General features: G+C 62.1%; 15 protein-coding genes. 1 reads left to right on the top strand and 14 read right to left on the bottom strand.

What is annotated here, in order from left to right; all coding sequences use genetic code 11:
• Positions 1-17: 17 nt before the first annotated feature.
• From tolA to KDB76_RS22155, 12 genes are all read right to left on the bottom strand, one after another.
• Complete coding sequence (gene tolA / locus KDB76_RS22100) at positions 18-1124, bottom strand: cell envelope integrity protein TolA (protein WP_013973804.1); 1107 nt, start codon at positions 1122-1124, stop codon at positions 18-20.
• The gene (tolR, locus tag KDB76_RS22105; RefSeq protein ID WP_003254760.1) at positions 1124-1576 is read right to left on the bottom strand and encodes a protein TolR; all 453 of its coding nucleotides are present in this window, start codon (positions 1574-1576) and stop codon (positions 1124-1126) included. Before tolR ends, tolA begins: the two co-directional genes overlap by 1 nt.
• A gap of 14 nt (positions 1577-1590) precedes the next feature.
• The gene (tolQ, locus tag KDB76_RS22110) at positions 1591-2286 is read right to left on the bottom strand and encodes a protein TolQ (RefSeq protein ID WP_015271471.1); all 696 of its coding nucleotides are present in this window, start codon (positions 2284-2286) and stop codon (positions 1591-1593) included.
• 2 nt (positions 2287-2288) lie between these two features.
• Positions 2289-2741: a tol-pal system-associated acyl-CoA thioesterase gene (gene ybgC / locus KDB76_RS22115; protein ID WP_023662944.1), complete on the bottom strand. Its 453-nt coding sequence runs from the start codon at positions 2739-2741 to the stop codon at positions 2289-2291.
• Positions 2742-2866: 125 nt separating this feature from the next.
• Entirely contained in the window at positions 2867-3913 is a 1047-nt protein-coding gene (gene ruvB, locus KDB76_RS22120) for a Holliday junction branch migration DNA helicase RuvB (RefSeq protein ID WP_004375289.1), read from the bottom strand.
• Positions 3910-4527 carry a Holliday junction branch migration protein RuvA gene (gene ruvA / locus KDB76_RS22125; protein WP_015271473.1) on the bottom strand — a complete coding sequence of 206 codons (618 nt, stop codon included), beginning with the start codon at positions 4525-4527 and terminating at the stop codon, positions 3910-3912. The genes ruvB and ruvA overlap by 4 nt, the downstream gene beginning before the upstream one ends.
• Before the next feature lie 109 nt (positions 4528-4636).
• Positions 4637-5161 carry a crossover junction endodeoxyribonuclease RuvC gene (ruvC, locus tag KDB76_RS22130; protein WP_004375291.1) on the bottom strand — a complete coding sequence of 175 codons (525 nt, stop codon included), beginning with the start codon at positions 5159-5161 and terminating at the stop codon, positions 4637-4639.
• A gap of 185 nt (positions 5162-5346) precedes the next feature.
• Entirely contained in the window at positions 5347-6093 is a 747-nt protein-coding gene (locus tag KDB76_RS22135; RefSeq protein WP_013973810.1) for a YebC/PmpR family DNA-binding transcriptional regulator, read from the bottom strand.
• Between the two features lie 114 nt (positions 6094-6207).
• Positions 6208-7983, bottom strand: coding sequence for an aspartate--tRNA ligase (aspS, locus tag KDB76_RS22140; RefSeq protein ID WP_013973811.1), 1776 nt, complete (start codon positions 7981-7983; stop codon positions 6208-6210).
• Positions 7984-8078: 95 nt separating this feature from the next.
• Positions 8079-8300 carry a zinc ribbon domain-containing protein gene (locus KDB76_RS22145; protein WP_003254776.1) on the bottom strand — a complete coding sequence of 74 codons (222 nt, stop codon included), beginning with the start codon at positions 8298-8300 and terminating at the stop codon, positions 8079-8081.
• A 92-nt stretch (positions 8301-8392) separates the two neighbouring features.
• Positions 8393-8722: a ribbon-helix-helix domain-containing protein gene (locus KDB76_RS22150; RefSeq protein WP_038410105.1), complete on the bottom strand. Its 330-nt coding sequence runs from the start codon at positions 8720-8722 to the stop codon at positions 8393-8395.
• 238 nt (positions 8723-8960) lie between these two features.
• Entirely contained in the window at positions 8961-9434 is a 474-nt protein-coding gene (locus tag KDB76_RS22155; protein WP_013973814.1) for a Dps family protein, read from the bottom strand.
• Between the two features lie 280 nt (positions 9435-9714).
• Here KDB76_RS22155 and KDB76_RS30100 point away from each other — a divergent pair, with 280 nt between their 5' ends.
• Entirely contained in the window at positions 9715-10308 is a 594-nt protein-coding gene (locus KDB76_RS30100; RefSeq protein ID WP_013973815.1) for a cold shock domain-containing protein, read from the top strand.
• Positions 10309-10371: 63 nt separating this feature from the next.
• On the opposite strand, the gene KDB76_RS22165 is transcribed toward KDB76_RS30100, so the two are convergent.
• Both KDB76_RS22165 and KDB76_RS22170 read right to left on the bottom strand, forming a co-directional pair.
• Positions 10372-10578, bottom strand: a complete 207-nt coding sequence (locus KDB76_RS22165) for a SlyX family protein (protein ID WP_023661808.1) — start codon at positions 10576-10578, stop codon at positions 10372-10374.
• Position 10579: 1 nt separating this feature from the next.
• Positions 10580-10999 carry an HIT domain-containing protein gene (locus KDB76_RS22170; RefSeq protein ID WP_013973817.1) on the bottom strand — a complete coding sequence of 140 codons (420 nt, stop codon included), beginning with the start codon at positions 10997-10999 and terminating at the stop codon, positions 10580-10582.
• Positions 11000-11368 lie beyond the last annotated feature (369 nt).

An 11368-nucleotide genomic window follows, 5' to 3' on the forward strand; every position in this document is an offset into this window, starting at 1 on the left:
TCCTCTCAGACGTTTAATCACAACGCTAGATCCTCAGGTGTAAATGTCATCTTGAACGAACGATATTGGTTGAAATCGCTCGGCTTCATACCCTGCATCTCGGTCAGACGACCGATGTTCTTCACTGCTGCCACCGCCGAGCTGTCGTACGGGCCGTCACCACTGGACCGGGCCACGCTGACGCTGGTGATGGTACCGTCCGGCAACATGTTGATCTGCAGGACCACCGTCATGCCCTTGCGCGCGGAAGGCGGACGAGCCCAGCCCTCGGCCGCGCGCATGCGGATCAGGTCGTCGAAGTCGCCGGCCACCTGGTCACCCTGCTCGTCGGCCAGCGCCTGCTGCCGTTCGGTGGTGTCGGACAACAGCTCGGCCAGGGCCTGGGCTTTCTTGTCTTCCGCCGCCTTGCGGGCCGCTTCCTGTGCCTTTTTCTTCTGGGCATCTGCAGCGGCCTTTTTCTTGGCCTCTTCAGCTGCCTTCTTCTTCGCTTCCTCGGCTACCGCTTTCTTCTTGGCGTCCTCGGCTGCTTTCTTCTTGGCCTCTTCGGCCGCCTTTTTCTTGGCGTCCTCGGCGGCTTGTTTCTTCGCCTCTTCAGCGGCCTCTTTCTTGGCCTCTTCTTCGGCTTTTTTCTTTTCTTCCTCGGCCTTCTTCTTGGCGATGTCGGCCTGCTGCTTCTCGGCAGCCTTCTTCGCCTCTTCGGCCTTCTTGGCTTCGGCGGCTTTCTTGGCCTCGGCGGCCTTGGCGGCCTCGGCAGCTGCCTCGGCTTTCTTGGCTTCGGCGGCCTCGCGGGCCTCCTCGGCCTTTTGAGCAGCGTCGGCTTTCTTTTGTTCCGCGGCCTTCACGGCCTCCTGCTCGACCTTCTTCTGTTCCAGCTGCTCGACTTCGGTCTGGCGCGAAGCGGTTTTCTTCGCTTCCCCGGCAATCTTCTGATTGGTCTGGGTGGTCGCCTGGCTCTTGGACTTGAGCTGGTACAGGGTAGCCTGGACGATCGGCTTGGATGGCGGCAGCTCAGGCGTCATGGCAAAACTGACGAACAGCAGGGCGAACACCAGCACATGCAGGCCGATGGCCCAGATACTGGGCCAGAAGTAGCTTTCCGAGGCGGATGGCTCTCGCTGTTGCATCAGGGCGCCTCGGTAATCAGGCCAACGTTACCGACACCGGCCTTCTGCAACCCGCCCATGGCACCCATGACCGCGCCATAGTCGACAGCCTTGTCGCCACGAATGAACACCTGGGTCTGCTTGCCCTGGTCACGGCCGGCGGCAATGATCTTGGTCACCGCGTCGGTCATGGCTGGCAAGGTCATGGCCTTGTCCATCTGCTTGTCGGTATCGACTTCGCTGCCGAGGTTCCAGTAGTAGGTCTTGTCGGCCTTGATGGAGATGGTGAGGATCTGGACGTTGTTGTCCTGCGGCAAGGCTTCACTGGAAACCTTGGGCAGGTCTACCTTGACGCCCTGGTTGAGCATGGGCGCCGTCACCATGAAGATGACCAGCAGTACCAGCATCACGTCGATGTAGGGCACCACGTTCATCTCGGCGACGGGCTTGCGTTTGTGGCGAACTCGGGCCATGGGCTTCTACCTGATTACTCTTCGCTGGTGTGCACTTTGCGGTGCAGGATCGCCTGGAACTCGTCGGCGAAGGTGTAGTAACGGCCGATCAGCACTTCGCTGCGCGCCGAGAAGCGGTTATAGGCGATGACCGCCGGAATTGCCGCGAACAGGCCGATGGCGGTGGCGATCAGCGCTTCGGCGATACCCGGGGCAACCGTGGCCAGGGTGGCCTGCTGGGCACTGGCCAGGCCGCGGAAGGAGTTCATGATGCCCCATACGGTACCGAACAGGCCGATGTACGGGCTGGTAGAACCGACGGTGGCCAGGAACGGCAGGCTCTGCTCGAGTTTTTCTTCCTCGCGCGAGATGGCTACGCGCATGGCACGGGCAACGCCCTCCATGACCGCGTCCGGGTCAACGCCCGGCTGCTGGCGCAGGCGCGAGAATTCCTTGAAGCCGGCACGGAAGACCTGCTCGACACCGGAATCCGGGTCTGGGTTGCTGCCTGCCTGACGGTACAGCTTGGACAGGTCGATGCCCGACCAGAAGCGCTCCTCGAAGGCATCCAGCGCACGACGACCGGCGCGCAGCATGGTGCTGCGCTGGAAGATCATGACCCATGAGGTGACCGAGGCGGCCACCAGGGTCAGCATTACCAGCTGTACCAGCACACTGGCATTGCTGACCAGACTCCACATGGAGGTATGGTCGACGACGTTAGCTTCCACGCTTATTCTCCTGCATTCGATTGAGTACCCGAGCCGTCCGCCACAAAGGCGTCACGCAGCTCCGGGGGTATGGCTCGGGGTTTGAAAGTGTCGGCGCGCACGGCGGCCACCAGGAACTGCCCTTCGCAGAGCAGCGTTTCATCCTTTTCCCGCCAGACCTGCTGCACGAAGCGCAGGCTGGCGCGATTGAGTTCAAGTACTTGCGCGGTCACCCGCAGCTCGTCGTCCAGCCGCGCCGGCGCGTGATAGCGCGCTTCGCTGGAGTGGACCACGAACAGCAGGTTGTCTTTGGCCAACTGCGCCTGGGAAAAGCCCAGGTGCCGCAGCCGCTCGGTACGCGCGCGCTCCATGAATTTCAGGTAATTGACGTAATACACCACGCCACCGGCATCGGTATCTTCGTAATAGACTCGACAACGGTGTGCGAACGGTTCCAGGCCATTTTGCGCGCGCATACTCTAGTGCTTACTCCTCAGCTTGCCAATCCGCTGTGGCAACTGTTTTTTCTTCATTAATGTCTTATTGCCAGCGCACCCTCGGCATGCCAGCGGTAGGACCACGAAAAGCCGTTTTCGATCTGTCACTCATCGCCCGTTTCGGAAAAATCCCCACCCTCCCCCAGGCGCCCGGGCACGTTCAGGCCGAAGTGCAGGTAGGCATGTCGGGTGACCACGCGGCCGCGCGGCGTGCGCATGATGTAGCCTTGCTGGATCAGGTACGGCTCGAGCACGTCCTCGATGGTGTGGCGCTCTTCACTGATGGCTGCCGCCAGGTTGTCCACGCCGACCGGGCCACCGTCGAACTTCTCGATCATGGTCAGCAGCAGGCGGCGGTCGGAGTGGTCAAAACCGCGCTCGTCGACGTCCAGCAGGTTCAGCGCCATGTCGGCCACGGCCTTGGTGATCTGGCCCTTGCCGCGCACTTCGGCGTAGTCGCGCACGCGGCGCAGCAGGCGGTTGGCGATACGTGGCGTGCCGCGGGCGCGACGGGCGATCTCGTAGGCACCCTGGTCTTCGATGGCCAGGCCGAGGATGCCGGCGGAACGGCTGACGATGGTGGCCAGGTCCTTGTCGCTGTAGAACTCCAGACGCTGGACGATACCGAAACGGTCCCGCAGCGGGTTGGTGAGCATGCCGGCACGGGTGGTGGCACCGACCAGGGTGAACGGCGGCAGGTCAAGCTTGATCGAACGGGCCGCAGGCCCTTCGCCGATCATGATGTCGAGCTGGAAGTCCTCCATCGCCGGGTACAGCACCTCTTCGACGACCGGTGACAACCGGTGGATCTCGTCGATGAACAGCACGTCGTGCGGTTCGAGGTTGGTCAGCATGGCCGCGAGGTCGCCCGGGCGCTCGAGGATAGGCCCCGAGGTACTCTTGACCGACACGCCCATTTCCTGGGCAATGATGTTGGCCAAGGTGGTCTTGCCCAGGCCGGGCGGACCGAAGATCAGCGTATGGTCGAGCGACTCGCTGCGGCCACGGGCGGCCTGGATGAACAGCGCCATCTGCTCGCGCACCACCGGCTGGCCGATGTACTCGTCCAGCCGCAGCGGGCGGATCGCACGGTCCTGGACTTCTTCACGGTCGCGGCCACTGGCGGCGATCAGGCGGTCGGCTTCGATCACTTGGTAATCATCCCTTTCAGGCTGCGGCGGATCAGCTCCTCACTGCTCAGGCCGGCCTTGTCCTTGATCGCGGCAATCGCCTTGCTGGCTTCCTGCGGCTTGTAGCCCAGGGAAACCAGGGCGCTGACGGCATCGGCTTCGGCCGTGGATGCGCTGGCGACCGGCAGCGGCCCGTCGGAGACCAGGGTGAACATGGCCGGGGACGTTTCCCAAGCCTTGAAACGGTCCTTGAGCTCGACCAGCAGGCGTTCGGCGGTTTTCTTGCCAACACCGGGCACGCGCACCAGGGCCGAGGTGTCCTGAGCCTGCACGCAGCGCACCAGCTCGTCCACTTCCAGCCCGGACATCAGCGCCAGGGCCAGCTTCGGCCCTACCCCATTCAAACGGATGAGTTCGCGGAACAGCTCGCGCTCACGCTTTTCGGCAAAACCGTAGAGCAGGTGAGCATCCTCGCGCACCACCAGGTGGGTGTGCACGGTTACGGGTTCGCCCACCTTGGGCAGACGGTACAGCGTGGTCATGGGAACTTCCAGTTCGTAACCTACGCCGTTGACGTCGATAATCAGGTGCGGCGGCTGTTTTTCCGCCAGGGTGCCGCGCAAACGTCCAATCACGTTCCGATCCTTCCTCTCGGGGAGCCGGTCAAAGACCGCTCAACCCTATCAGCAAATGCAGCGGGTGAACGCATCACCCGAACAAAATATGTATCAGCGCATGAAGCGCCTACAGACGCAAGCGCCCACCGCGCCGCCGTGCCGTGGCCAGGCCATGCGGCACCAGGCTGGAACGGGTGTGGGCGTGGCACAGGGCGATGGCCAGGGCGTCGGAGGCGTCGATCTGCGGCTTCTGCGTCAGTTTCAGCAGGTGCATGACCATCATCATCACCTGCTCCTTGTTCGCCCCACCGGTACCGGCTACCGCCTGCTTGACCTGGGTGGCGCTGTATTCGGCGATTTCCAGGCCGGCTTCGGCGGCGGCGACGATGGCTGCGCCACGGGCCTGGCCGAGCTTGAGCGCCGAGTCGGCGTTACGGGCCATGAACACCCGCTCGATGCCCATGGTTACCGGGCCGTGCTGGGCGATGATTTCACCCACGCCACGAAAAACGATCTGCAACCGCTCGTGCAGCTCGCCGCTGCCGGTGCGGATGCAGCCCGACGCCACGTACTCGCAACCACGGGCGGTCTGGCGTACCACGCCATAGCCGGTGATGCGCGAGCCGGGGTCGATACCAAGAATCAGAGTCATAGAGCCTGTCGAAAAATTGATGCATCTCTGCAAACTGTACCGGCCCTTTCGCGGGTAAACCCGCTCCCACAGGTACTGCACCACATTCAGAGTCGGTGCAGTACCTGTGGGAGCGGGTTTACCCGCGAAAGGGCCGGTACAGGCGCTGACAAACTTGAAGAACTGGCATGGATCGCCAGGACACCTTAGCCGAGGTTTTCCATGATCTCATCGGAAATCTGGGCATTGGAGTAGACGTTCTGCACGTCATCCAGGTCTTCGAGCATGTCGATCAGCTTGAGTACTTTCTCGGCACCGTCCTGGTCGAGTTCGGCGCTGGTGGTCGGCTGCATGACGATTTCAGCGTCAGCGGCCTTGAAGCCCGCCTCTTCCAGGGCATTGCGCACGGCGTAGAAGCTGTTGAACGAGGTGAACACGTCGAACGAGCCGTCGTCGTTGGCCACCACGTCGTCGGCATCGGCTTCCATCGCCGCTTCCATCAGCGCGTCTTCTTCCACGCCCGGAGCAAAGCTGATCTGCCCCTTGCGCTCGAACAGGTAGGCCACCGAACCGTCGGTGCCCAGGTTGCCACCACACTTGGTGAAGGCATGACGCACGGCGGCGGCAGTACGGTTGCGGTTGTCGGTCATGGCCTCGACCATGATCGCCACGCCACCCGGGCCGTAACCTTCGTAACTGAGCTCTTCGACGTTGTCGCTTTCGTTGGTGCCGGCACCACGGGCCACGGCACGATCGATGATGTCGCGGCTCATGTTGGCACCCAAGGCCTTGTCCAGCGCCAAACGCAGGCGCGGGTTGGATGCCGGGTCAGCACCACCCTGCTTGGCAGCGACTGTCAGTTCGCGGATCCACTTGGTGAAAATCTTGCCTCTCTTGGCATCCTGGCGCTCTTTGCGGTGCTTGATGTTCGCCCACTTGGAATGACCAGCCATAACGACTCCGAATCCTTTGAATCACAAACAGCCCCGCCCCTGTAGGGGGCGGGACGGGAAATTGCCTGCGCCGGAACGCAAAGGCGCATCCATGTGGATGCGCCCGGGGACTGCTTACTCGACCTTGGTCTGTTCGCGCAGTCGGATGTGCAGCTCGCGCAGGGCCTTGGCGTCGACCAGGCCAGGGGCCTGGGTCATGACGCACGCGGCGCTCTGGGTTTTCGGGAAGGCGATCACTTCACGAATCGACTGGGCTCCGGTCATCAGCATGACCAGGCGGTCCAGGCCGAAGGCCAGGCCACCGTGAGGCGGTGCACCGAACTTCAGGGCGTCGAGCAGGAAGCCGAACTTCTCTTCCTGTTCTGCCGCTTCGATGCCCAGCAGGCGGAACACGGCCTGTTGCATCTCTTTACGGTGGATACGGATCGAACCGCCACCCAGCTCGGTACCGTTCAGGACCATGTCGTAGGCACGGGACAGGGCCACGGCCGGGTTGGCCTCGAGCTCGTCCGGGGTGCACTTCGGCGCGGTGAACGGGTGGTGCAGCGCGGTGAAGCTGCCGTCCTCGTTCTCTTCGAACATCGGGAAGTCGACCACCCACATCGGTGCCCACTCGCAGGTCAGCAGCTCGAAGTCGTGGCCCAGGCGGATACGCAGCGCGCCCAGGGCTTCGCTGACCACCTTGAACTTGTCGGCACCAAAGAACACGATGTCGCCATCAACGGCGCCAACGCGGTCGAGGATGGTGTTGAGGTTGGCCTCGGGGATGTTCTTGACAATCGGCGACTGCAGGCCTTCGACACCCTTGGCGCGCTCGTTGACCTTGATGTAGGCCAGGCCCTTGGCACCGTAGATACCGACGAACTTGGTGTACTCGTCGATCTTGCTGCGTGGCATGCTGGCGCCGCCAGGCAAGCGCAGGGCGGTAACGCGGCACTTCGGATCGTTGGCCGGGCCGGCGAACACCTTGAAGTCGACATCCTTGAGCTGGTCGGCAACGTCGACCAGTTCCAGCGGGATACGCAGGTCCGGTTTGTCGGAGCCGTAGCGGCGCATGGCTTCTTCGAAGGTCATGTGCGGGAATTCGCCGAATTCCAGGTCCAGCACTTCCTTGAACAGCTTGCGGATCATGCTTTCGGTCAGGCCCATGATCTCGCTTTCATCGAGGAAGCTGGTCTCGATGTCGATCTGGGTGAATTCCGGCTGGCGGTCGGCACGCAGGTCTTCGTCACGGAAGCACTTGGCGATCTGGTAGTAGCGGTCGAAGCCGGCGACCATCAGCAGCTGCTTGAACAGCTGCGGCGACTGCGGCAGGGCGAAGAAGCTGCCGGCGTGGGTACGGCTAGGCACCAGGTAGTCACGCGCGCCTTCCGGGGTGGCACGGGTCAGGATCGGCGTCTCGACGTCAAGGAAGCCGTTTTCGTCGAGGAAGCGACGGATGCTGCTGGTGATACGCGAACGCAGGCGCAGCTTGTCGGCCATTTCCGGGCGACGCAGGTCGATGAAACGGTAGCGCAGGCGGGTTTCCTCGCCGACGTCGGAGTACTCGTTCAGCGGGAACGGTGGGGTTTCCGCTTCGTTGAGCACGTTCAGCTGGTAGCCGAGGATCTCGATGGCGCCGGAAGCCATGTTGGCATTCACCGCACCTTCAGGGCGCTTGCGGACCTTGCCGGTGATCTGCACGACGTATTCGCTGCGCACGCGGTCGGCAGCGGCGAAGGTTTCGGCGCGATCCGGGTCGAACACGACCTGGGCCATGCCTTCGCGGTCACGGATGTCGAGGAAGATCACCCCGCCGTGGTCGCGGCGACGATGGACCCAGCCGCAAAGGGTGACTTCCTGGCCGTCCAGGCTCTCGTTCAGTTGGCCGCAATAATGGCTGCGCATCATGATGGTGGTTTCGCTTCTCGTGATTCGTGTATTCGGTGGAGGCCTTGGCCGCCCGGAGAGGGCTAATACTGCAAGACCCGGTCACAGCATTCAACTCAGTCGGCCTTGTCGCCGCCTGCCAGATTCTTTTTCGCCCCGGTCTTGAAGTCGGTTTCGTACCAACCGTTACCGCTCAGGCGGAAGCCTGGCACCGACAGCAGCTTCTTCAGCGCCGGCGCCTGGCAGGCCGGGCAATCGGTCAGCGGCGCGGCGCTGATCTTCTGCAGCACTTCCATGCGGTGCTCGCAGGATGCACATTGATAGTCATAAAGGGGCATGGGTGTCTCTCGTCAACCACAACGCTGGCTGCCGGGGCAGCAAAAAGCGGGATTATATATGGTTAACAAGCACTGCGCAGCCCGCCAGGCGATCAGCGCACACTTGGCGGGTCCAGCAGCCAGGCGACGCAGATCACCCGGATCAGCCCGCTGAAGTTGCGCACCCCGCCTTGTCGCAGGTGCACCTCACGGTCCACGTAGGACAGGACCGCACTGACCGAGCAGCGGTTGGCCGCGGCGATGCGCTCCAGGATACCCCAGTAGACGGCCTCCAGCCGCAGGCAGGTGGAAAAGCCGTTGAGCCGCACCGAGCGTGACACGGGCTGGGTCTGCAACATGTCGAAATCCGCCTTGAACGGGTCGAAGCACTGTTTACCCGGCCAACGCCCTTGGCCAGCCACACGTTTGCTTGCTTGCATCATGCGCCACACTTCCTCGTCACAGGTACCAGGTGGCCTATGAAGCGCTGATGGGCGAGCTTAAAGCAGCGGCAAAATCTTCCTGCACAAATTGCGCAGGGTCTGTAGGAGCGGCCTTGTGTCGCGATGGGCTGCGAAGCAGCCCCAGGGTTTGAGTGCAATTGCACAAATTGCTGGGGCTGCTTCGCAGCCCATCGCGACACAAGGCCGCTCCTACAAGGGCCGATACAGCGTTGGGTATCTACTTGCCGTCGAGCAGCACCCGCAGCATCCAGGCGGTCTTCTCGTGCACCTGCATGCGCTGGGTCAGCAGGTCGGCGGTAGGCTCGTCACTGACCTTGTCCACCACCGGGAAGATGCTGCGCGCGGTACGCACCACGGCTTCCTGGCCCTGCACCAGCTGGCGGATCATCTCGTCGGCATGCGGCACCCCTTCCTCCTCTTTGATCGAGGAATGCCGCGCATAAAATGCATAAGACCCCGGTGCCGGGAAGCCCAGGGCGCGGATGCGCTCGGCAATCGAGTCGACCGCCAGCGCCAGTTCGTTGTACTGCTCTTCGAACATCAGGTGCAGAGTGCGGAACGACGGACCGGTGACGTTCCAGTGGAAGTTATGGGTTTTCAGATACAACACGTAGGTATCCGACAACAGGCGGGACAGCCCATCGACGATGGACTTGCGATCTTCTTCACTGATACCGATATCAATTGCCATGAAGTTCCCCTTTCCATAAGGCGTGAGACCCAAGCGGGTGCCGACCACTGTAGCAACACTTGGTCTGCGCCGCATGTGACATGGCGCAACACATCGCCCCTCGGGGACAGCGGTTTGAGTAGCCTGCGGCTTTACTGTTAAATAGGCATGGTGCCACCCGTGCGGATTGCCATTTGCCGGGTGCATAGGCTGGCCTGCCGCGTGTTCGCGCTCTACACCTCATGCGCACCGTGCTGCCAGCTCTTCCTGTGATCGGCCTTATCAACTGTGAGCCAACCCCATGTTCAAGATCGTCCATCTGGTGACAGGCGTGGCAGCCTTGCTGCTATCGCTCATGCCCAGCCTGAAAACCGATGCGTTACCCTTCCTGCAACAACCCGACGCGGTCTATCTCGCCCTGCTCGGACTGCTCAACCTCGTCCTGGCCCCCGTCGTGCCACTTTACTACCGCGGCGCGCGGCAACAACTGCAGCACCTGGCCTGCGCCCTGCTGGTGGTGGCTGTGGTGCTGCAGACCCTGACACTGCTGGCCCGCCCGGAAATGGGCAACCTGGCCGCACTGGTCTGCGCAGCGCTGGCCGTGGCCGTGCACCTGGCCGTGGGCTTTGCCCGCAGCCCCCGCAAGGCACGCACCAACCAGCACGCGGCGCAGGATGGTGGCAGTCGTGATACCGGCACCGTGAAATGGTTCAACACATCCAAAGGCTTCGGCTTCATCTCCCGCGACTCGGGCGATGATATCTTCGTGCACTTTCGCGCCATTCGTGGCGAAGGCCACCGCATCCTGGTGGAAGGCCAGCGCGTGGAGTTTTCCGTGATGCACCGCGACAAGGGCCTGCAGGCCGAGGATGTGGTCGCGGTAACCCGCCGCTGATCCAACTTGCAGAAACCACCCCCTGCAGGAGCGGGCATGCCCGCTCCTGCAGGGGTTCAGGTATCAATAATGAGGCGGTGGCGCCTCTTCCCCTTCGCTGCCGTACTGGCCAACCATCTCATCGTAACGTTTGATCAGCTCGGCCATCTGCAACTGCAGCCGCTCGATCACCCGCCCCTGCTCGACAACCACATCATTCAGCGCCTGAATGGTGTCATCCTGAAACGCCTGGCGGGTTTCCAGTTCGACCACTCGTGATTCAAGCGACATGTCAGATCTCCTGGTAACCGGCGAGATGCAGCCCGCGCAGGCGCTGGCGAATGGCTTGCACCTGGTCGTCGGTGTAGGCCACCGCCGGGCACTTGCCCCACACCGGTGCCGGCCAGGCGGCGTCGTCGCGCTGGCGCACGATCACGTGCATGTGCAACTGGCTGACCACATTACCCAAGGTAGCCACGTTCATCTTGTCGGCGCTGTAGCTGGCTTTCAGCGCTTCGGCCAGGCCGGTGGTTTCCTGCCACAACTGCTGCTGCTCCGCAGCATCGAGCTCGAACAGCTCGCTGATGCCGGCGCGCTTGGGCACCAGTATGAACCATGGATAGTTGGCATCCTTGCTCAGCAGCAACTGGCACAGCGCAAACTCCCCCAGCACCAGCGAATCCTGCTGCAAACGCGAATCGAGGACGAACACGGCAAATCTCCTTCAGGCAGAACCAACCCGCTTCACGCGGAAAACAGGCCTGCAAGGATACCCTGCACGTTCCCGGTAACACAGCGCTACTTTTCGCACCAAAATGAGGCCACCGATACCCCTCGCACCACACTTGTCACCCCGCGGGTGACGCTGCATGAACAAGTTGCGGTAACACATTGACTTTCATGACAGCTTTTCAATTTTAACGATTCTTGACTGTGCTACCGCATCAGGCGCCTCCCGCCCCGTGTTTACGGCACTTTCCGACCCCCGGTAGCAGGTTTTGTGAAAATTTCATGAAGCGTTGTGAATTTTGAGCACGCTTGTTGCATTCCTTTCACGCCAAGTCGGCACGACACCTGCATC

Source organism: Pseudomonas sp. JS425 (assembly GCF_018223845.1).
Lineage (GTDB): Bacteria > Pseudomonadota > Gammaproteobacteria > Pseudomonadales > Pseudomonadaceae > Aquipseudomonas > Aquipseudomonas asiatica.

What these genes read in the sequence shown, in the direction of transcription:
- tolA (WP_013973804.1), bottom strand. Translation starts at nt 1,124, where the DNA reads ATGCAACAGCGAGAGCCATCCGCCTCGGAAAGCTACTTCTGGCCCAGT.
- tolR (WP_003254760.1), bottom strand. Translation starts at nt 1,576, where the DNA reads ATGGCCCGAGTTCGCCACAAACGCAAGCCCGTCGCCGAGATGAACGTG.
- ybgC (WP_023662944.1), bottom strand. Translation starts at nt 2,741, where the DNA reads ATGCGCGCGCAAAATGGCCTGGAACCGTTCGCACACCGTTGTCGAGTC.
- ruvC (WP_004375291.1), bottom strand. Translation starts at nt 5,161, where the DNA reads ATGACTCTGATTCTTGGTATCGACCCCGGCTCGCGCATCACCGGCTAT.
- KDB76_RS22135 (WP_013973810.1), bottom strand. Translation starts at nt 6,093, where the DNA reads ATGGCTGGTCATTCCAAGTGGGCGAACATCAAGCACCGCAAAGAGCGC.
- aspS (WP_013973811.1), bottom strand. Translation starts at nt 7,983, where the DNA reads ATGATGCGCAGCCATTATTGCGGCCAACTGAACGAGAGCCTGGACGGC.
- KDB76_RS22145 (WP_003254776.1), bottom strand. Translation starts at nt 8,300, where the DNA reads ATGCCCCTTTATGACTATCAATGTGCATCCTGCGAGCACCGCATGGAA.
- KDB76_RS22150 (WP_038410105.1), bottom strand. Translation starts at nt 8,722, where the DNA reads ATGATGCAAGCAAGCAAACGTGTGGCTGGCCAAGGGCGTTGGCCGGGT.
- KDB76_RS22155 (WP_013973814.1), bottom strand. Translation starts at nt 9,434, where the DNA reads ATGGCAATTGATATCGGTATCAGTGAAGAAGATCGCAAGTCCATCGTC.
- KDB76_RS30100 (WP_013973815.1), top strand. Translation starts at nt 9,715, where the DNA reads ATGTTCAAGATCGTCCATCTGGTGACAGGCGTGGCAGCCTTGCTGCTA.
- KDB76_RS22165 (WP_023661808.1), bottom strand. Translation starts at nt 10,578, where the DNA reads ATGTCGCTTGAATCACGAGTGGTCGAACTGGAAACCCGCCAGGCGTTT.